Source organism: Promicromonospora sp. NPDC057138 (genome assembly GCF_042670845.1).
Classification (GTDB): Bacteria; Actinomycetota; Actinomycetes; order Actinomycetales; family Cellulomonadaceae; genus Promicromonospora.
Window position 1 is genome coordinate 145,933 of sequence record NZ_JBHUUX010000003.1, and the last position, 18,333, is coordinate 164,265.

17 protein-coding genes and 3 tRNA genes are annotated in these 18,333 nt (G+C 70.5%); 11 read left to right on the plus strand and 9 right to left on the minus strand.

Going from position 1 to position 18,333, the window contains the following annotated elements:
- Nucleotides 1-462 precede the first annotated feature (462 nt).
- On the plus strand, nt 463-1,014 hold the full coding sequence (locus ACFT2C_RS03705; RefSeq protein ID WP_377205660.1) for a type IV toxin-antitoxin system AbiEi family antitoxin domain-containing protein: 552 nt from the start codon (nt 463-465) through the stop codon (nt 1,012-1,014).
- Complete coding sequence (locus ACFT2C_RS03710) at nt 1,011-1,949, plus strand: nucleotidyl transferase AbiEii/AbiGii toxin family protein (protein ID WP_377205661.1); 939 nt, start codon at nt 1,011-1,013, stop codon at nt 1,947-1,949. Before ACFT2C_RS03705 ends, ACFT2C_RS03710 begins: the two co-directional genes overlap by 4 nt.
- Before the next feature lie 98 nt (nt 1,950-2,047).
- On the opposite strand, the gene ACFT2C_RS03715 is transcribed toward ACFT2C_RS03710, so the two are convergent.
- The gene (locus ACFT2C_RS03715; RefSeq protein ID WP_377205662.1) at nt 2,048-5,479 is read right to left on the minus strand and encodes a metallophosphoesterase; all 3,432 of its coding nucleotides are present in this window, start codon (nt 5,477-5,479) and stop codon (nt 2,048-2,050) included.
- 280 nt (nt 5,480-5,759) lie between these two features.
- On the opposite strand from ACFT2C_RS03715, the gene ACFT2C_RS03720 reads away from it, so the two are divergent.
- Nucleotides 5,760-6,062 carry a hypothetical protein gene (locus ACFT2C_RS03720; protein WP_377205663.1) on the plus strand — a complete coding sequence of 101 codons (303 nt, stop codon included), beginning with the start codon at nt 5,760-5,762 and terminating at the stop codon, nt 6,060-6,062.
- A gap of 151 nt (nt 6,063-6,213) precedes the next feature.
- On the opposite strand, the gene ACFT2C_RS03725 is transcribed toward ACFT2C_RS03720, so the two are convergent.
- Both ACFT2C_RS03725 and ACFT2C_RS03730 read right to left on the minus strand, forming a co-directional pair.
- Nucleotides 6,214-6,286: transfer RNA gene (locus ACFT2C_RS03725), tRNA-Lys, on the minus strand.
- 107 nt (nt 6,287-6,393) lie between these two features.
- Nucleotides 6,394-6,469, minus strand: a tRNA-Lys gene (locus ACFT2C_RS03730).
- A 116-nt stretch (nt 6,470-6,585) separates the two neighbouring features.
- On the opposite strand from ACFT2C_RS03730, the gene ACFT2C_RS03735 reads away from it, so the two are divergent.
- A complete protein-coding gene (locus ACFT2C_RS03735) occupies nt 6,586-7,146 on the plus strand; it encodes a hypothetical protein (RefSeq protein WP_377205664.1) in 561 nt (186 codons plus the stop codon).
- A 14-nt stretch (nt 7,147-7,160) separates the two neighbouring features.
- Here the strand turns inward: ACFT2C_RS03735 and ACFT2C_RS03740 are convergent, their stop codons facing one another.
- Nucleotides 7,161-7,475: a GroES family chaperonin gene (locus ACFT2C_RS03740; RefSeq protein WP_377205718.1), complete on the minus strand. Its 315-nt coding sequence runs from the start codon at nt 7,473-7,475 to the stop codon at nt 7,161-7,163.
- Nucleotides 7,476-7,563: 88 nt separating this feature from the next.
- On the opposite strand from ACFT2C_RS03740, the gene bcp reads away from it, so the two are divergent.
- The 3 genes from bcp (at nt 7,564) to ACFT2C_RS03755 (ending at nt 9,371) form a co-directional block, all read left to right on the plus strand.
- Nucleotides 7,564-8,046, plus strand: a complete 483-nt coding sequence (bcp, locus tag ACFT2C_RS03745; RefSeq protein ID WP_377205665.1) for a thioredoxin-dependent thiol peroxidase — start codon at nt 7,564-7,566, stop codon at nt 8,044-8,046.
- Nucleotides 8,046-9,254 carry an acyl-CoA dehydrogenase family protein gene (locus tag ACFT2C_RS03750; RefSeq protein ID WP_377205666.1) on the plus strand — a complete coding sequence of 403 codons (1,209 nt, stop codon included), beginning with the start codon at nt 8,046-8,048 and terminating at the stop codon, nt 9,252-9,254. Before bcp ends, ACFT2C_RS03750 begins: the two co-directional genes overlap by 1 nt.
- Before the next feature lie 35 nt (nt 9,255-9,289).
- A tRNA-Leu gene (locus ACFT2C_RS03755) sits at nt 9,290-9,371 on the plus strand.
- Between the two features lie 92 nt (nt 9,372-9,463).
- On the opposite strand, the gene trxA is transcribed toward ACFT2C_RS03755, so the two are convergent.
- A complete protein-coding gene (gene trxA / locus ACFT2C_RS03760) occupies nt 9,464-9,826 on the minus strand; it encodes a thioredoxin (protein ID WP_377205667.1) in 363 nt (120 codons plus the stop codon).
- A 157-nt stretch (nt 9,827-9,983) separates the two neighbouring features.
- Between trxA and ACFT2C_RS03765 the strand changes: the two genes are divergently transcribed.
- Nucleotides 9,984-10,553: an NUDIX hydrolase family protein gene (locus ACFT2C_RS03765; RefSeq protein ID WP_129786971.1), complete on the plus strand. Its 570-nt coding sequence runs from the start codon at nt 9,984-9,986 to the stop codon at nt 10,551-10,553.
- 182 nt (nt 10,554-10,735) lie between these two features.
- Nucleotides 10,736-11,275 carry a hypothetical protein gene (locus ACFT2C_RS03770; protein WP_377205668.1) on the plus strand — a complete coding sequence of 180 codons (540 nt, stop codon included), beginning with the start codon at nt 10,736-10,738 and terminating at the stop codon, nt 11,273-11,275.
- A 116-nt stretch (nt 11,276-11,391) separates the two neighbouring features.
- Here ACFT2C_RS03770 and ACFT2C_RS03775 read toward each other — a convergent pair whose 3' ends face one another.
- Nucleotides 11,392-13,032, minus strand: coding sequence for an ABC-F family ATP-binding cassette domain-containing protein (locus ACFT2C_RS03775; protein ID WP_377205669.1), 1,641 nt, complete (start codon nt 13,030-13,032; stop codon nt 11,392-11,394).
- 125 nt (nt 13,033-13,157) lie between these two features.
- On the opposite strand from ACFT2C_RS03775, the gene ACFT2C_RS03780 reads away from it, so the two are divergent.
- On the plus strand, nt 13,158-14,363 hold the full coding sequence (locus ACFT2C_RS03780; RefSeq protein ID WP_377205670.1) for a sulfotransferase family protein: 1,206 nt from the start codon (nt 13,158-13,160) through the stop codon (nt 14,361-14,363).
- A 113-nt stretch (nt 14,364-14,476) separates the two neighbouring features.
- On the opposite strand, the gene ACFT2C_RS03785 is transcribed toward ACFT2C_RS03780, so the two are convergent.
- Complete coding sequence (locus ACFT2C_RS03785; protein WP_377205671.1) at nt 14,477-15,484, minus strand: trypsin-like serine peptidase; 1,008 nt, start codon at nt 15,482-15,484, stop codon at nt 14,477-14,479.
- Between the two features lie 175 nt (nt 15,485-15,659).
- Here ACFT2C_RS03785 and ACFT2C_RS03790 point away from each other — a divergent pair, with 175 nt between their 5' ends.
- Nucleotides 15,660-16,052, plus strand: coding sequence for a DUF3054 domain-containing protein (locus ACFT2C_RS03790; RefSeq protein WP_377205672.1), 393 nt, complete (start codon nt 15,660-15,662; stop codon nt 16,050-16,052).
- On the opposite strand, the gene rdgB is transcribed toward ACFT2C_RS03790, so the two are convergent.
- Nucleotides 16,049-16,705 carry an RdgB/HAM1 family non-canonical purine NTP pyrophosphatase gene (gene rdgB / locus ACFT2C_RS03795; RefSeq protein WP_377205673.1) on the minus strand — a complete coding sequence of 219 codons (657 nt, stop codon included), beginning with the start codon at nt 16,703-16,705 and terminating at the stop codon, nt 16,049-16,051. The two genes, ACFT2C_RS03790 and rdgB, sit on opposite strands and share 4 nt — an antisense overlap.
- Before the next feature lie 70 nt (nt 16,706-16,775).
- Nucleotides 16,776-18,242: an MFS transporter gene (locus ACFT2C_RS03800; RefSeq protein ID WP_377205674.1), complete on the minus strand. Its 1,467-nt coding sequence runs from the start codon at nt 18,240-18,242 to the stop codon at nt 16,776-16,778.
- Nucleotides 18,243-18,333: the final 91 nt, after the last annotated feature.

Here is an 18,333-nt window from a genome sequence, read left to right on the forward strand (position 1 = left end):
CTCCGGTAGGGGCACGGGGCGCCCGGGGGCGCCGCTCACCACTCTTCCCAGCGAGGAAGCATCAGGGAAGACGAATCCGATGATCGAGGGCATCAGCCTGGCTGATGCCACACGGGCTGCCCCGACAGCGCGGCTGCCCGATCACGACCGCTCCGGCTGAGCTCCCGACGGTCTGGATCCAGCCCATCGAGACGCCCGCCGCGGCCGCCACCTGGCGCAGGCTGACGCCTTCGATGCCGCACCGTGCCTCGCTGCCGTTCGCCCCGGAGTCGTGCCGCGAGGCGGCGCTGACCTCTTTCGTTGCCTATACGCAACAACTCTCATCATGCCGTGCGAATCCCCAGATGTTGCACCATGATCGCCACCATGGGAACTCGAACCGGAACGGCAGGAAAGCGCCTGGCGTTGACAGCGTGCCAAAATGCTAACGATTCCGTTAGGATTTTGGCATGGAGGTGGACCATGAGCGCACACGACATGCTGTGGGACGTGGCGTTTGATCAGCATGGCCTCGTCACGCTGTCGGACGCGCGCCGCCTCGGCATCAGCAGGGATGCCGTGACGATGCTCGCCCAGAGGAAGAAGATCGAACGGGTCGCCACCGCGGTCTATCGCTTCCCCAGGTTTCCGGCTGGCCCGAACGCTCCCTACATGCAGGCGGTGCTCTGGACGGGCGACCCTCGTGCATGCCTGAGTCACGACACAGCACTCGCGGCATACGAGGTCAGTGACATCAACCCTGACCGCGTCCATCTCACCGTCCCCCGGAACCGACGCATCCGCCGCTCCATGGGCGACCTGTACGCCGTCCACCACGAAGATCTTGGCGATGGCGAGATCGGCTGGTGGGACGAGATCCCGACCGTGACGCTCGCAACCGCGATCCGCCAATGCATCGACAGTGGCGTCCCGACATACCTGCTCCGGCAAGCACTGGAGCGGGGCCTGGACGTAGGCCGGCTCAACGCAGTCGACCAGCAGGCGCTGGCCCTCCGGCTGGACGAGCGAGCGTGACCGCCGACAACCCGATAGCACTGATCAGTCCCCTGCCCGACCGCCACAAGGCGCCCACGAACGCACGAGTCCTGGATGCCTGGATCGCGGCCGCACAAGAGCAGGTCAAACTTGACAGCGGGCGCCTTGGCTGGCTCGTCGCGTCCACCGTCGTGGTCGCGGCTTTGCAGCGCGCTGTCGGATCACCTGAGCGGCCGACCTTCCTCCTCAAGGGCGGGACGTATCTCCAGCATCGCCTCGGCCGCTCGGCCAGGCCGACGAAGGACATCGATGGGATCATCAGAGGCGATATAGACGAGTTCGTCAGCCATCTCGACGCCGTCCTGGCCGAGCCGTGGGGACCCCTCACCCTGGAACGCGGCCCTGTCGAGACGATCGAAACACCTGCTCGCCTCGTGAAGCCACGTCGCTTCGACGTCCGGCTGAGCATTCGTGGCAAGATCTGGCGCAAGATCCAGGTCGAGATCGCGCCCGAGGAGGGCTCGGCAGCGCTGGAGAACGATGTGCTCCAAGCACCGGCGCTCAAACACTTCGGGCTGCCGTCACCCGACCACCTGCTCGGAATCGCCCTGCGCTACCAGATCGCCCAGAAGCTGCACGCGTGCACCGATCCCCACGATCCACCAGCGGCCAGGAACGATCGGGCGCGCGACGTCGTCGACCTGCTCGCGTTGCGAGACCTCGCAGCACTCGAAGACATCGTGACGCTTCGCGACCTGCGCACCGCGTGCACGGACGTGTTCATCGCACGCGCCGACGACGCAAGGACCCTCGGACGCACGATCCGGCAGTGGCCGTGCTCTGTGGTGGCGCATCCGCACTGGGGACCGGACTTTGTCGCAGCGGCTGCAGCCGTCGGGCGTGCCGATCTGACGATCGACGCCGCCGTCTCCGAGCTCAACGCCTGGATTGCCGCGATCGAGGGTGCCGAGTAGGCGAAGCACCCACAACGGGAGCCGAGCGTAGGAGCAGTCGCTTCACGAGCGCCCATGGAGCGACCACTCCTACGTTCGGCCAACCTGAGGGCAGTGAGTCAGCGGCGCCACGTCGTGAAGTACGCCGGCGACGCCGTCGCCATGCCACCACCGGCGGTGCGGGCCGTGACGAACCACGCGTACGTGCGGTCCGGCTTGAGGCCGGTCCACCGGACCGAGGCGACCTCGCCGGAGGCCACGGTGTCCCGGTCGATCTCGTACACCGGGTCGTACAGCACCACGGAGTCCGTGCTGAACGATGTCCTGCGGGAGGTCAGGTCGACCGGCAGCACCATGTTGTCCTCGAGGCCGTTGTACCGGTGCTCGGTGTCGTACTCGGTGGCGCCGAACTCGCCCAGCAGCGGCGAGTAGGTGTCGATGGACACCTCGCCGCGGTCGACGTCGAACTGCAGCATGCGGAAGAACGACGCGCCGAACTGGAGCTGGTCGGTGGGGTTGTAGCCGCCGATCTGGGTGAGCCCGAGCTGGTCGGCGGACACCGTGTAGAACTGGTAGTCCGCGAGCAGCTCGACCACGCCGCCGCCGATGTCGCCGACCACGGGCGGGCGCACGTTGGTGCCCACGCCGTGCCGGTGCCCGGCCAGCACCAGGAACACGTTCGGGTTGTCCTTGACGAGCAGGTTGTACAGCAGGGGCCCGTCGGAGCCGCCGAAGCTGGCGCCGCGCCCGTCGGGCGACGGGGACGGCTCCAGGTAGTCGTGCGTGAGCAGGATCCCGTTGCGGTCGGAGTACCGGTCGAAGATCGACGCCGCCCACTCGGCCTCGCCGCGCGTGACGCCGTAGGACAGGCCCACCACCACGAAGTCCAGACCGCCGGCCGAGAACAGGTCGTAGTGGTTCTCGTTCGAGCCCGGCGTCATGGTGCCGCCGTAGGTCGCGTCCGCCCAGCCCTCGGCCAGCTCCTCGTACCGCTCCGGGCCGAAGTACTGGTCGTACAGCTCCGGGTTGGTGCCGGACTGGTTGTCGTGGTTACCCGCGACGACGCCGTTCGGGATGCCCGCGGCGTCGATGCGGCCCTGCGCCGCGGAGGCGAACTCGAGCTCACCGTGGACCTGGTCCTCGAGCTCCGGCCCGAAGGCCCGGATGTTGTTCTCGATGATGTCGCCGGTGTGCGCGACGTAGGCGATCTTGCGCTCCTCGGCGTTGTCGACGATCCAGTCCACGACGCCCGTGTAGCCCTTGGCCCAGATGGCGCGCTCCTCGGCCGTCTCCTGCTCGACGGCGCCCTCGGACAGGTACTGCGTGTCCGTGTAGTGCACGAGCGAGAAGTCGTAGTCGTCGGGGTCCTCGAACCGGTCCTTGTCCCCGGCGTCGATGTCGTCGGCGAAGGGGTCCTCGCCGGTGACCATGGCGTGGACCTTGCCGTCGTCCACGTAGTCCCGGGTTACCGCGCCCTCCAGCACCGTTCCGCCGTCGACGGCGCCGCGCGCGGAGGCGACGACGTCCCAGGCGGACGTTCCCGGGTTCCAGGCCCGCAGGCTGACGAGGCGGGCGGGGTCGGCGGTGCCCTCCCAGCGCAGGACCGGCGCCTCGACCTTGCCGTGAATCGGCACGTCGAACCGCTGGTAGGTGACGTCGCCCGAGGCCGGCGATGCCGCCGACCTACCGTCGCCCGGCGCGAGCGCCCGGGTGCTCAGCTTCTGCTGGCCGGGCACCCGCAGCCCGGTCGGCACGCCCACGCTCTCGCCCTGCCAGGCCTCGGCCGGCGTGAGGATCTCCGCGGCGGAGAAGCGCGCGGTGACGTCGCCGCCGTCGGGCTCGCTGACCGTCGCCTTCAGCGTCGCGGTCCGGCCCACGCCCGTCGTGCCCGACGCCGGTGCGACGTCCGCCGGCGCGTCCGGGATCCCGGCGCTGACGAAGCCGATCTCGTGGGTGACCTCGTTGCCGAGGCCGTCCGTCGCGGAGACCGCGAGGGTGTGGTCGCCGGCGGACAGGCCGGGGCCGACCGGGTCGCCGAGGGCGATCGGGTCGCCGTCGAGCGTGAGGTCCGGACCCTGGACGACGCCGGAGGCGTCGTCCACCGAGACCGCGAGCGGGACGCTCGAGGTGAGGCGGTCGCCGTCGGCGGGCGTGGCGTCGACGAGTGCCGGGCCGGTGTTGTCCGTGAACAGGGCGCGGGTGGCGGCCTCGCCGGTGGTGGAGGTGGCGGCGAGCTCGTGCTCGCCGTCGGGCAGCGTGGCCGTGTCGACGTCGGCGCGCAGGCCGCGAGCGGAGGCGTCGACCGTGAACGTGAGCGTCACATCGCGCAGTGCGGTGCCGCTGGAGCCGCAGGTGCCGTCGCCCATCGCATAGGAGGGCTTCAGCCCGACGCCGACCGCGGTGCCCACGGCGGGCGTCAGCGCGAGGTTCGAGATCGTGAAGTCGTCGCGGTTGCAGTCTCCCGGGAAGGTGCCGGTGACGACCTTGACGGTGTTCTCGCCGGGGCGCAGCCACTCGTTCGGGATGGCGACGTCGGCGCGCTGGCTCGCGTACGAGCCGCCCAGCGGCGTCTCGATGCCGTTCACCACGAGCTTGTTCGCGGCCTGGCCGTCGACGGCGTTGGAGCCCACGTTGAACGAGAACGCGGCGTCGCCCGAGCCGAGCGTCTCCGTGGCCTCGACCGCGTCGCCGTCGACGGTGAGCTCGGCCGTGGCGCCCTCCCCGCTCGCCGGGCGCGCGCCCGTGACGGTGACCGTGCCGTTGGCGAGGGTGCCGTCGACCGGGGTCAGCAGCGGGGCGCCGGCCGGCGCGTTGTTCACGCGGACCGTGTGCGCCGTCAGGTCGCCCGACGCGGTGCGTGCCTCGATCGTGTGCTCGCCGTTGGTGAGCGTCGTCGTGTCGAGGTCGGCGCTCAGGCCCGTGGTGCCCTGCGGGTCGCCCTGCACGAAGAACTTCAGCTCCGCGCTCAGCAGCAGGCTCGTGTTGGTGCCGCAGCTGCCGTCGCCGAACGAGTAGGTGTACTCGTTCTCCTCGCCGTCGGCCAGCTCGCCGAGCGGCTCCAGCGCGAAGTCGGAGAGCACGAAGTCGTCGTGGTTCACGCCGCAGTCGGTGGTGATCGTGCCCGTGACGACCTCGACCGTGTTCTCGCCGGTCACGAGGTACTCGTTGGGGATCTCCAGCTCGACGTGCTTGCTGACGGCGTCGGGCAGGTAGATCGGCTCGGAGCCGTTGACGGACACGTAGTTCTTGTAGCGCGCCTCGGTCGAGTTCGTCGCGACGTCGTAGCCCAGGATCGAGGTGCCCAGCGTCTCGGTGGCGCCCGGCACGTCCGTGCCGTCGACGGTGAGGCGCTCGACGTCGTCGCCGGGGGCGACGGGCTCCGCCGAGACGGGGACGGTGCCCTCGAGGAACGCGCCGTCGTCGGGCGTGAGGATCGGGCTGCCCGACGCCGGAGCCTCCGGCTCGTGCGAGGCGGTCGCCGTCGCGCTGGCGGCGAGGCTGCCGGTGTCCACGGGGGCGGCCGACGACGACGTCGCAACCCACCCCGTCATGGCGAGGGTCGCAACCGTGACCGCCGCGACGAGGCCGGCCTGCTGCCTGGTCCGCTGTCTCGCTCGGTGATTCCTGGTGACTGGCCGCATGGCCGTCCTCCCTGTGCTCCGTGACGATGGACGGCGCTGAGCACGCCCGCGAGACAACCTCGCCTGGGCGAATGAACGGAACGGGAGCGGAAGGCAACTGGAGGACAAACTGTGCGGTACCTGGATGAATTGCCTGGCCAGTGAGGCGCACAGGGCGGGTGAAGTTCGCGGGGCTGTCTAGGCTGACGCCATGGCGAACCTCGACGACCAGATCCAACTCTGCTGTCTCCTGTGGGCGCACCTCGGCCAGGAGGCCGGGCTCACGGCCTACGAGGACCGCGTGCTGGCGCTCGTCCCGGAGCACGGCGGCTCTGTCCTGCAACGCGCGGTGTCGGACGGCGCGGCAGGCCGGCCGCACGAGGTCCAGCTCTACCGGTTCGCGAGCCAGGCCGCCTTGGACGGGTACGTCGCCGACCCGCGCCGCGCCGCGTTGGCCGAGGAGCGGGACCGGGTGGTCGCGCGCACCGAGCTGTTCCCGGTGGCCCTGGTCTGAGCCCCGGCCGCTCCTGACCCTGGTTCAGGAGGCTCGGGAGAGCCGTAACTGACGGGTTTGCGGCTCGTCCGGGCCTGCTGAACGTGAGTCAGCGACCAGCTCGGTGGCAATGGCGAAGGCCCCCACCGTGGTGGGGGCCTTCGCCGTGTTGTGCGCCATCATGGACTCGAACCATGAACCCGCTGATTAAGAGTCAGCTGCTCTGCCAATTGAGCTAATGGCGCCTGCGACGGAAAGATTACCAGGGCTTGGACCCTCTGGCGCACCGCTTTCTCCGCCTCGCGACGGGCCCTCGACACCGCCCCGAGGAGGGGCTGCTGGACCGTCGCGTTGGTGCGCCATCTAGGACTTGAACCTAGAACCCGCTGATTAAGAGTCAGCTGCTCTGCCAATTGAGCTAATGGCGCGCAACGGGAAGAAACACTACCAGGACCAGCGGCGTCACCGGAAACCGAACGAGCAGCTCGGACCTGTGAACTGCGCGACATCCGGGCGCTGCCGACCGCCGCTACGCTCCGACACCATGACCGTCACCGACACCAGCGCGGACACCCCAGCCGAGGCCGCAGAACAGCCCGAGCAGGCCGTGGTGCTGCGGCGCGTGCGTGCCTGGCTGACCGTGTTCATCGTCGGCCTCGTCCTGAGCGGAGCGACAGCGTTCCCTCTGGTGACCGAGGTTCGCTGGGGTCATGAGCTCCTGCTCGCCTGGGGCGTCGAGTCGTGGCTGCCGAGCCTCGTCGACTGGTTCGCCCGTGTCCGGGAGGGGCTGCAGACCACGGCCCAGGACTACCCGTTCATCGCCTACGGGACCGACTGGCTCGCCTTCGCGCACCTCGTCATCGCCGTCGCGTTCTGGGGGCCGTTGCGCGACCCGGTCCGCAACATCTGGGTCATCGACTTCGGTCTGATCGCGTGCGCGGGGATCATCCCGCTGGCGCTGATCGCCGGGCCGATCCGGGACATCCCGTGGGGCTGGAGCCTCATCGACATGTCTTTCGGCGTCTTCGGCGCGATCCCGTTGCTGCTAGTGCGCCGCATGATCAAGCGCCTGGAGCGGCTGCAGGCCGACGCGCAGCCCGCTTGACCAAGCCCGTCTGTCTACAGGTACAACCCCGTGGCGCCGTCCGCCTCGTCGCGTTCGGCCACGCCGTGGACGTCGCGCTCCCGCAGGAGCACGTAGTCCTTGCCGCCCAGGTCCACCTCGGCGCGATCCTCCGGGTCGTACAGGACGCGGTCGCCGACGGCGACCTGCCGCACGTGCTCGCCCTTGGCCACGACCTTCGCCCACGCGAGCCGCTTCGGCCCGACGGCGGTCGCCGGGATCACCAGGCCCGCCGTCGACTGCCGCTCCGCCGAGTCCGTCTCGGGCTCCACGAGGAGCCGGTCGTGCAGCATGCGGATCGGGAGGGTCATGGGCTTGGTCACAGCGTTCGTCGCAGCGGGAGTGCTCACAGGACAACGCTACCCGGGAGAGGCCGGCCGAAGGACTACCGTTACGGCCATGACCATTCGTCTCGACCCCGGGGACAAGGCTCCCGACTTCACCCTGCCCACCGCCGACGGCGCCACCGTCCGCCTCGCCGACCTGGCGAGCGGCACGGACAAGGGCGTCATCGTGTACTTCTACCCGGCGGCGGCGACTCCGGGCTGCACCAAGGAGGCGTGCGACTTCCGCGACTCGGAGGCGTCGCTGCTGGGCGCGGGCTACGCCGTCGTGGGCATCTCCCCCGACAAGGTGGCGAAGCTGGCGAAGTTCGCCGAGGCCGAGTCCCTCACGTTCCCGCTGGCCTCCGACGAGGACCACGCGACGCTGGAGGCGTACGGCGCCTGGGGCGAGAAGCAGAACTACGGCAAGACGTACGTGGGCGTCGTCCGCTCCACGGTGGTGGTGAACCCGGACCTGACGGTCGCCGAGTCCTTCTACAACGTCAAGGCGACCGGTCACGTGGCCCGGATCCGCAAGGTTCTCGGGCTCGACGACTGATGAGCTCGCCCGCCGACCTGCTCGACATCGACGCCGAGCTCAGCGACACCGAGCTGGCCACGCGCGACCGCGTGCGGGAGTTCGTGGACCGCCGCATCCGGCCGGACATCGCCCGCTGGTTCGCCGACGCGTACTTCCCGCGCGAGCTCGTCCCGGAGCTGGGCGAGCTGGGGCTGCTCGGCATGCACCTGCACGGGTACGGCTGCGCCGGGCGGTCGGCGGTCGAGTACGGGCTGGCGGCGCAGGAGCTCGAGGCGGGCGACTCCGGCATCCGCACCTTCGTGTCGGTGCAGGGCTCGCTGGCGATGTCGGCGATCCACAAGCACGGCTCCGAGGCCCAGAAGCAGAAGTGGCTTCCCCGGATGGCGACGGGCGAGGTGGTGGGCTGCTTCGGGCTCACCGAGCCCGGTGCCGGCTCGGACCCGGCGAGCATGACCACGCGCGCCCGCTTCGAGCCCGGCAGCGCGGGCGGAGAGGGCGGCGAGTGGGTCCTCGACGGCGCCAAGAGGTGGATCGGCATGGCCTCGTTCGCGGACATCGCGATCATCTGGGCCAAGGTGGCGGAGCCCCAGGACGGCGGCGGCGAGCGCGACCGCGTGCGCGGCTTTATCGTGCCGACGTCGGCCCCCGGGTTCTCCGCGGTGCCCATCGAGCCGAAGCTGTCGATGCGTGCCTCGGTGCAGTGCGACATCACGCTGGAGGGCGTCCGCGTACCGCCGGACGCCCTGCTGCCGGAGCACCCCGGACTGGCCGGGCCGTTCGCCTGCCTCGACGAGGCCCGCTACGGCATCGTGTGGGGCGCCGTCGGCGCCGCGCGGGACGCGTTCGAGGACGCGCTCGCGTACGCCCAGGGGCGCGAGCAGTTCGGGACGCCGATCGCGGGCTTCCAGCTCACGCAGGCCAAGTTCGTCGACATGGCCCTGGAGATCACCAAGGCGCAGCTCATGGCGCTCCGCCTGGGCCGGCTCAAGGACGCGGGGCGCCTGGAGGGCCACATGATCTCGGCGGGCAAGCTGAACAACGCGCGCATCGCCATCGACGTCTGCCGTGAGGCGCGCACCGTGCTGGGCGGCAACGGCATCACGCTCGACCACTCGCCGATGCGGCACGCCAGCAACCTGGAGTCGGTGCGCACCTACGAGGGCACGGACGAGGTGCACACGCTGGTGCTCGGGCGACACATCACGGGGATCGCCGCGTTCCGCTGACCTGCACGCCCGCCTGCCCGTAGACTGTGCGCCGCGCGCGAGTGGCGTAATTGGCAGCCGCGCCAGGTTTAGGTCCTGGTGTCTTCGGACGTGGGGGTTCGAGTCCCCCCTCGCGCACTGTGGGACGACAGACGGCGACGGCCGCCTCCGGTGCGGAGGCGGCCGTCACTGCTCAGCCGGGTCAGCTCTGCCGCGTCAGTTCTGCTGCGTCAGTTCTGCTGCGCGGCGAGGTCCTTCTTCACGACCTCCATGTCGAGGCCGCGTACGGCCTCCACGACCTCGGCGAGGCCCTTGGCCGGGAGCGCGCCCGCCTGGCGGAAGACCAGCACGCCGTCGCGGAACGCCATGAGCGTGGGGATCGAGGTCACCTGCGCGGCGGCCGAGATGGCGGGGTTCGCGTCGGTGTCCATCTTGGCGTGCACGATGTCGTCATGCTTCTCCGAGGACGCCTCGAAGACGGGTCCGAACATCTTGCACGGCGGGCACCAGTCGGCCCAGAAGTCCACGAGGACTATCCCGTTGTCGCTGACGGTCTTCTCGAACGTGGCGTCGGTGATGTCGACGGTGGCCATGTGGCGATTCCTCTCGTTGTGCGTCTCCCTGGTGCAGCACAGTTCTGCCCTCAGCTATTCCGGGAATGCCGCTGGCGTGACCAGAACGACAGTGCTTGCGGCCATCCGACGGCGCGGGGGTAAGGCACCGCAGGGCGCGAACTGGTAGAACGGACCCGTGACGGACACTGCCGACTACCCTTCCGACGATTTCTACTCCGACCCCTCCCAGGTGTCGGGGTGGCTGACCGACGAGGACCTCGCCGTCGTACGGGCACAGCTTCCGCTGGTGTACGTCGACGCCGTGCCGGTCCGCGTCGACGACTCGGGCGACGTGGTCGCCGTCGGGCTGCTCCTGCGGGTGAACACCCAGGGCACGATGACGCGGGCCGTCGTCTCGGGGCGCGTCATGTACCACGAACGGCTCCGGGACGCGCTGCTGCGGCACATCGAGAAGGACCTCGGCCCGGTCGCGCTGCCGCAGGTCCCGCCGTCGCCGCAGCCGTTCACGGTCGCCGAGTACTTCCCGACGCCTGGGATCACCGCGTTCCACGACCCGCGCCAGCACGCCGTGTCGCTCGCGTACGTGGTGCCGGTGACGGGCGACTGCCGCCCGCAGCAGAACGCCCTCGACCTCGCCTGGCTCACGCCGGAGGAGGCCTGCGCGGACGACGTCCAGGCCGAGATGATGAACGGTCAGGGCATGCTGCTCAAGCAGGCGATGGCCCACGTGGGCCGGCTGCCCTGACGTAGCGCTTTCGCCGTCGGCCGCACCGTCAGGGCAATACTCTCTGGCGGCTCGGCTCGGCGTGCGTGGACGAGCACTCCTCCAGGAGTGCACATAGCCTAATCCTTGATACCTGAAGATGTCGGTTCCCGTTGCGTATACGCAACAGCCCGCCACCCCAGTCCAATCAAGGAGAGGCTCGATTGAGCGGGCACGTGTTCGTGGACGAGACCAAAGCGCGCGACTACCTTCTGGTCGCAGTTGCCATCGAGAGCGCCGATCTCAAGGCAGCACGATCCACGATCAGACTGTTGACGATGCCCGGCCAAGCACGACTGCACATGCATCGCGAGAGCGACTCGCGTCGGCGCAAGATCCTTACGGAGATCTCCAAGCTACCGATCGAGGCAACGATCTTTCGGGCCGTCGGAGCGGATCGACCGCGGCAAAGGGAAGCTGACCGTCGCAAGGCATGCCTCAAGGAACTCGTCAACGGCGCGATCCGGGACGCGCGGACAAGCATCTGCCTCGAGCATGACGACAGCATGATCCAGGTGGACCGCAGCGTCCTCATCGCAGTGACCAAGACGCACAGTGCGGATAACGCACTTCAGTACCGTCACGACCGCGCAGCAAGCGAACCTCTGCTCGCGCTGCCCGATGCCATCGCCTGGGCATGGGCACGCGGCGGCGAGTGGCGGCCTCGATGTGATGACATGGTCACGAAGGTGATCGACACCTGAAATGCGCGAAGCCCGAGCGCACAGCCGTCCGGCTGGCTCTCGGGCTCACTTCCCTCCGCTTAGCGCGGCGGGCTGCCCTCAGAATAGGCCGCCGCCGCTCAGATCCGCAACGCGAATCAGCTCCCCGGGCCCAGGTCCAGCACCGGCCAGTCCTCCAGGTCCGTGCGCATGCGCCGGTCGTGCGTGGCGACCACGACCGCGCACGGCGTGACCTGGAGCGCGCGGGTCAGCTCGTCGACGAGGTCGATCGACAGGTGGTTCGTCGGCTCGTCGAGGAGCAGCAGGTGCGGCGCGTGCAGCAGCGCCCGCGCCAGCTCGAACCGGCGGCGCTGCCCCGCGGACAGCTCGGCGAGCGGCCGGTCCAGGTCCTCCTCGCTGAGCAGACCGAGCCCCGCGACGGGCACCACGTGGTCCGGGTCCAGCTCGCCCGAGGCGAGCAGCCGCAGCGCCTCGTCCGCGTAGGTCTCGAACCCTGTCAGCAGACGCGCCTTCCCGGTGATGGGCGCACTCTCCTGGCCGACGACGCCGATGCGCGCCCCCGGCACCACCGACCGGCTCCCCCGGTCCAGCCCCAGGGTCCCGGCCAGCGCGCCGAGCAGCGTCGACTTGCCCGTCCCGTTCGGCCCCACGATGAGCAGCCGGCCCGACGGCGGGATCGCTATCCGCGTGCCGGGCAGGTCCACGCGGGCTCCGCCGTCGTCCCCCACACGCGGCGAGCGCACCTCCACCACCGGATCGCTGGGGTCCCAGCCCGGCGACATCGCCGGGAGGTCGGGGAACCCGAGCTCCACCGGCGGCTTCGGCACCTCGATCGCCTCCGCCTCCAGCTTCTGGACGAGCCGGTCGGCGGCCTTGACGTGGATGCGAGCACGGGTGGCGCGGCGGTGCCCCTGCGAGCCCTTGGGCGGGCGCCACGCGTCGGACAGGCCCTCGTACGCCTCGTCGAGCTGTTCCGCGAGCGCGGCGGCCCGCTTGCGCTCGGCACGGTAGCGCTGCCGCCAGCGGTGCAGCGACTGGCTCTTGGCGAACCGGTAGGCGAGGTAGCCCGGCTGCCCGTACAGCACGGGCTTGCCGTCCCAGGACGGGTCGAGGTCGAGGATGGCGGTGGCGACGTCGTCGAGCAGCTCGCGGTCGTGCGTGACGAGCACGACGCCGCCGCGCCACGCGACGAGCTCGCCCGTGAGGAACTCGATGGCGGAGTCGTCGAGGTGGTTCGTGGGCTCGTCGAGCAGGAGCAGGTCGGAGCGCTCGGCGAGGCGGCAGGCGAGGCGGACCCGGAACCGTTCCCCCACGCTGAGCTCGTCGAGCCGGCGGGCGGGGTCGCGCGGCGCCCCCAGCCGGGTGAGCGCCACCTCGACGCGCCGGTCGGCGTCCCAGACGGCGAGGTGCTCCGCGAGCGAGAGGGTGCGTTCGAGCACGGCGAGGTCGCCCGAGCCATGGTCGAACGCGGAGGCGGCGGCCTCCAGCTCGGCGGCCGCCGTCCGCAGGCCGTCGAGAGTGCGCGCGACCACGTCGCCGATGGTCTGACCCGGCGTGGGGTGCAGCTCCTGCTCGACGAGCGCCACGCTGCCGTGCCGGCGCACGTCGCCCGACTTGGGCTGCAGGTCGCCGGCCAGCAGATGGAGCAGGGTGGACTTGCCCGACCCGTTCTCGCCGACGACGCCGAGGCGCGTGCCGTCGTTCACCGTGAAGCTCACACCGGCCAGCACGTCCCGCCCCGGGTACGCGAAGGCCAGTTCCTGGGCGACGAGGTGCATCCGCCAAGCCTACGGGCCGTTTGCCCGTGAGCCGATCTGGTCCGTAGTTTCCTTTACGCGGTATTTGTCTCGGGTGAGGATGGCGGCAGCCCACAGCGCGCCAGCGCCCGCATCCCTGGAGAGACGTGCCCCAGACCACGCCTGCCCTTCGCCTGACCAATCTGCTCCTGACGCCCGGCACCCGGACGCGCAGGGACCCGGACGCCGTCTTCGACCGGATCGTCGCGCGCGCCTCCCGTGGCCGCATGCCGCTGCGCGCCGAGTACGCGGCCGACCTGGACCACCTCCGGCTGGCCCTGCGCGCCTTCGCCGGCTTCCCGGGCCTGAGCCCGCTCGGCTGGATGGCGGGGCAGGGCATGGTCGAGAGCCGGGTCCGGAACCGCGTGGTGGTGGGCGACCTCCGTGCCCGGCACCCCCGTATCGCCGACGAGCCGGTGGACGCCCCGGTGTTCGTGGTCGGCATGCCGCGGACCGGCACCACCCTCACCTACAACATCCTCTCCAGGTCGCCCGCGCATCGCGGGCCGAAACTCTGGGAGATGACCCACCTGGGCCTCGCCGTCGACGACGGCGCCGAGGCCGCGCTGATCCGGCGCACCCGGAAGAAGTACGCCATGGTGTCCCGGCTCAGCCCCACCTGGGACACCATCCACCCGCTCTACGCGGAGGTCGAGGAGGAGGACACGTTCATCCGGGCCCACTCGGAGCTGCACGCCTCGGCCGTGCCCATGCCGGACTACCTCGAACGTCTGCGGACCTTCGATCACCGGCCGGACTACCGCTTCCTGCGCGACACGCTCCAGGTCCTGTCGTACGGCCGTCCCGCGCGGCGCTGGGTGCTCAAGCACCCGGCGAACCTCTTCCACATGACCGAGATCCGCGACGTGTTCCCCGATGCCCGGTTCGTGTGGACCCACCGCGCCCCTGAGGTGGCGCTGGCCTCGCTCTGCTCCCTGGCCGAGTCCTCCCAGCGGCTGCACCGGTACGAGGACGCCGTCGACCTCGCGCAGATCGGCCGCGACTGGCTGTCGATCATGTCCGACGGCGTCGCGCGCGCCCTCGTCGAGCGCGCCGAGCTGGGACCCGACCGCGTGCTCGACCTGCCGTACGGTCGCCTCACCGACGATCCGGGGACGGCGCTGCCAGAGCTGTTCGGGCGGCTCGGCGCACGGTGGGGCGCAGCCGACGACGCGAACCTGGCGATCGCGCGTGCGGCGCCCGGGCAGCGCGCCCCGCACCAGTACAGCCTGGAACGTTTCGGGCTGAGCCACGCCGAGGTCCACGCGGCGTTCGCGGACTACCTGGCCCTGCTCCCAGCCCTGCCGAGGTAGAACCAGGGCGAGATAGAACCACTGCGGAGGCTGGAGTTCTACCTCGCCAGAGTTCTACCTCGCCCTGGTTCTATCTCGCCAGAGTTCTACCCAAGCGAATCCGGGTCAGTGCGTCAGAGCGACGACGCCGAGCTGTACAGCGTCTGCGCGACGCTGCCCAGGTACGGGCCGAACATGTAGGTCCGCAGCCTGCCGCCGTTGTACTTGAAAGAGTTCACCGAGTTGAGCGTGCCCAGGCCGGTGGACTCGTTGTAGTTCACGAACCACGGGCCGCCGGACGAGCCGCCCGTCATGTTGCAGTTCAGGCCCTGGTCAGTGCTGCCGCCGTAGGTGTCCTGCACGACGGTGCCGTGGCACCACGCGATGTCCGAGCCGTCGTACGGGCTGGCCTGCGGGTAGCCGAACGAGTACATGTACTGGCCACGCGTCTGGTTGAAGCCGATGGCCTGCCCGCCGACGACGTCGGTCAGGTGCGCCCCGTTGAGCGTGTTCATCACCGCGAAGGCGACATCATAGTCGAAGTCGCCGCTGTTCTGCCACTGGGTGGTGGTGGTGAGCTGGCGGGCCGTGAAGGTGCCGTAGGGCCGGGCGCCGTCGTCGTAGCCCGGGACGAACGCCCAGTTCGTGGCGTAGGCGCCGGGGCCCTCGTTGACGCAGTGGCCGGCGGTGAGGACGACGTCCTCGTTGCCGGAGCTCACGGCGCTGCCGGAGCAGACGTAGTTCACGCCGGCGAGCGTGAAGAACACCTTGCCCGTGGTGTCGCGGATCTCGCCGCCACCGGTGTAGTAGCCGCCGGTGAAGTCCGCGGCCGCGGCGGGCTTGGCCTTCGCCTGCGGGACGACCGTCGGCCGGCCGACGGCTACGCTGCCGCCCGCCGAGGACTTGTCCTTGCCCGCCACCAGGACGTCGCCGGGCACCGCGTTGCGCATCCGCTGCGGCGTCCAGTACTCGACGACCCTGTCGTGCGCCGCCCGGGTGGTCGCCGCGCCGTGCACCGCGACATCGCTGCTGGTCGGGCTCGGCTGGGCCTGGGACGGCGCGCCGAACGCGACGGCCGCGGTGCCGCTCAACGCCAGGGCCGCCAGGCCACCCAGAATGATGCGGGAGAGGTTGCTTCGCATGCTGCCTCCTTGATCACAAGACCCACCGGGACGGTGGGCCGGGAGGATCCTGGAACCCGGATGATTCAACAGGTGGCACGGCATATGTCCGCTATGTAAACCTTCTCCGCAATGCGGCTTTTTCTGGCGCAGCCTGTCAGCGCGAGCCGCCCGCAGCCGGGGCTACCCTCGACGCGTGAGCACCACCGCCCCCGCCTCCCGCACCGCGCCCGTCTGGCCCGCCGCCGTGGCCGACGCCGTCGCCGTCCTCGCCTTCACCGTCATCGGCATCGCGTCGCACGACGGGTCGCTCGTCGCCGCCTTCGGCCGCGTGGTGTGGCCGTTCGCGCTGGCCGCGGCGATCGGCTGGGCCGTGACCCGCGCGTGGCAGGACCCGGCCCGCGTCTGGCCCACCGGCGTGCTGATCTGGCTCGTCACCGTCGTGGGCGGCCTCGCGCTGCGCGGCGCCTCCGGCCAGGGCCTCGCCTGGTCGTTCGCGCTGGTCACGACGATCTTCCTGGCGATCACCATGCTCGGCTGGCGCGCCCTGACGGCGGCCCTCCGCCGCTCCCAGGCCCGCGCGGACTAGGCGCCGAGCACCTCCAGGATGGCCGGGGCCAGCGCGCGGAACGCCTTGCCCCGGTGCGAGATCGCGTTCTTCTCCTCGGGGTCCAGCTCAGCGGCGGTCCGACGGCGGCCGCCGTCGACCGGCGCGGCCTCGTCCGGGACCAGGATCGGGTCGTAGCCGAACCCGTTGGTCCCGCGCGGCGCCGTCTCCAGCACGCCCCGCATCTCGCCGGTGCGCACCTCCTCGCGGCCGTTGGGCGTGACAAGCGCGGCGGCGCAGACGAACCCGGCCTGACGATGCTCGGGGCGCACGTCCCCGAGCTGGTCGAGCAGCAGCTCCAGGTTCGCGACGTCGTCCCCGTGCTTGCCGGCCCAGCGCGCCGAGAAGATCCCCGGCGCCCCGCCCAGCACGTCCACTGCCAGGCCGGAGTCGTCGGCGACGGCGGGCAGCCCGGTCGCCGCGCACACCGCACGCGCCTTGATGAGCGCGTTCTCGGCGAACGTCACGCCGTCCTCGACGGGCTCGGGCGCGCCGGCCTCGGCGGAGGTGATCAGGCCCCCGTCGGGCAGGTCGAGGCCCGCCCCGGCGAGGATCGCGCGCAGCTCGCCGACCTTCTTGGCGTTGTGCGTCGCGAGCACGATCCGGGCGGCGGGCGGCACGATCAAGGGGTCCATGCCCCGATCATGCCAGCCGCCGCCCACACCCCTGCTTTCTCAGCTGGGGCTTCGGCAGGCCGTTGCCTCCTCAGGCCGTTGCTCCCGCAAGCGCGGGCTCCGGCTGCCCGACGACGGCGGCCTCGACCGACACCTCGCCAGCCGCCGGCTGATCCACGCCGGCCGCACCGTCCTGCGCACCACCCTGGTAGGTCCGGCTCATCATCCGGTACTGCCGGCTGGCCAGCGCCGCCGCCGTCAGCACCAGGCCGAGCACCGCCAGCAGCATGAGCACCAGCGCGATCCCACGGGCGGGCCCGGTGCCGAACCAGCCGCCGATCAGGTCCGCGCCGGCGCCGTCGGTCATGAACGGCTGGAACACGAACTCGGTCAGCGGGCTGATGAGGAACGCCGTCAGCGGCGCCGCCACCATCTCGAGGCTGTTCGCGAACCCGAGCACCCGCCCCTGCCGCTCGTACGGCACCACCTTCTGCATGACCGTCTGCTCGGACGCCTCGGCGAACGGCATGACGAACAGGTAGACCGCGAACCCGGCGATCAGCAGCACGGCGCTGTGCTGGATCGGCAGGAGGAACGTGGCCGCCCACATGATCAGGTTGACGACGAGCAGCGTCCGCAGCGGGTTGCGCCCGACGCCGCGCTTGGCGACGACCAGCCCGCCCAGGATCATGAACACGCTGATCCCGCCCCACGCGAACCCCCAGGCCTGGACCGACATCAGCGACAGCCCGTACGGGTCGGCCAGCGCCATCAGGCCGCCGCCGAGCAGGTTGTTCAGCAGCGAGAAGCCGATCAGCGCCCACATCCCCGGGATCTGGCTCACCAGCCGCAGGGTCCCGCGCAGGTCGACCCTCTTGGGCTCGCCTGTCGCCGCGGCCTCGGCGAGCGAGTCCGGCACCTGCAGCCGGTGCAGGTGCACGACGGCGGCGGCCAGCACGACCACGGCGACGACCAGCACGCCGAGCATCCCGCTTGACGCGACCAGCAGCCCGCTGATCACCGACGTGACGAGGTGGGAGATGCCCGACGTCGTGCCGACGAGGCCGTTGGCCCGGTCGCGGCGCGACTCGTCGAACAGCGCGGTGACGACGGTGGTCATCGCGATGCCCCGGACGTTGCCCGCCATGACGCCCGCCATCACGAGCAGCACGAGCGCCCAGAGCCGGAGATCCGCCGGGTCGGTCCACGCCGCCGCAGGCGAGGCCAGGTACAGCCCGAGCGCCGCGACGTAGAACGCCAGCGACACGGCCGCCGAGACCTGCATCACCGTCTTCTTGCGGTGATGGTCGACGAGCGACCCGAACCACACGCCGGTCGAGACCATCGCGACCAGGAAGATGCCGGAGATCACACCGGCCGCGAAGACGGATCCCGTCTCCAGATACACCCAGAACGTGACCGCGAACCAGACGGTGAAGTTGACCACCGATGCCAGGCTCACGTTCACCAGGAGGTGCGCGAAGGTCCGCACCTCGGGGTCCTGCATGCGCAGTCCCGCCACGCCGTCCGACGCCGTCCGCGTCTCGTTCGCGCTCATCTGAAGCTCCTCGAGTCCCGGGTCCTTGTGAACCCTCAGCCCTTTCACTACGATCTTCGTAGTGATCATGCAGGGCTGACGGAGCGGGTCG

Coding starts and splice junctions, on each gene's coding strand:
- ACFT2C_RS03705 (WP_377205660.1), top strand. CDS start 463: ATGAGCGCACACGACATGCTGTGGGACGTGGCGTTTGATCAGCATGGC.
- ACFT2C_RS03715 (WP_377205662.1), bottom strand. CDS start 5,479: ATGACGGGGTGGGTTGCGACGTCGTCGTCGGCCGCCCCCGTGGACACC.
- ACFT2C_RS03720 (WP_377205663.1), top strand. CDS start 5,760: ATGGCGAACCTCGACGACCAGATCCAACTCTGCTGTCTCCTGTGGGCG.
- ACFT2C_RS03735 (WP_377205664.1), top strand. CDS start 6,586: ATGACCGTCACCGACACCAGCGCGGACACCCCAGCCGAGGCCGCAGAA.
- ACFT2C_RS03740 (WP_377205718.1), bottom strand. CDS start 7,475: ATGACCCTCCCGATCCGCATGCTGCACGACCGGCTCCTCGTGGAGCCC.
- bcp (WP_377205665.1), top strand. CDS start 7,564: ATGACCATTCGTCTCGACCCCGGGGACAAGGCTCCCGACTTCACCCTG.
- ACFT2C_RS03750 (WP_377205666.1), top strand. CDS start 8,046: ATGAGCTCGCCCGCCGACCTGCTCGACATCGACGCCGAGCTCAGCGAC.
- trxA (WP_377205667.1), bottom strand. CDS start 9,826: ATGGCCACCGTCGACATCACCGACGCCACGTTCGAGAAGACCGTCAGC.
- ACFT2C_RS03775 (WP_377205669.1), bottom strand. CDS start 13,032: ATGCACCTCGTCGCCCAGGAACTGGCCTTCGCGTACCCGGGGCGGGAC.
- ACFT2C_RS03785 (WP_377205671.1), bottom strand. CDS start 15,484: ATGCGAAGCAACCTCTCCCGCATCATTCTGGGTGGCCTGGCGGCCCTG.
- rdgB (WP_377205673.1), bottom strand. CDS start 16,705: ATGGACCCCTTGATCGTGCCGCCCGCCGCCCGGATCGTGCTCGCGACG.
- ACFT2C_RS03800 (WP_377205674.1), bottom strand. CDS start 18,242: ATGAGCGCGAACGAGACGCGGACGGCGTCGGACGGCGTGGCGGGACTG.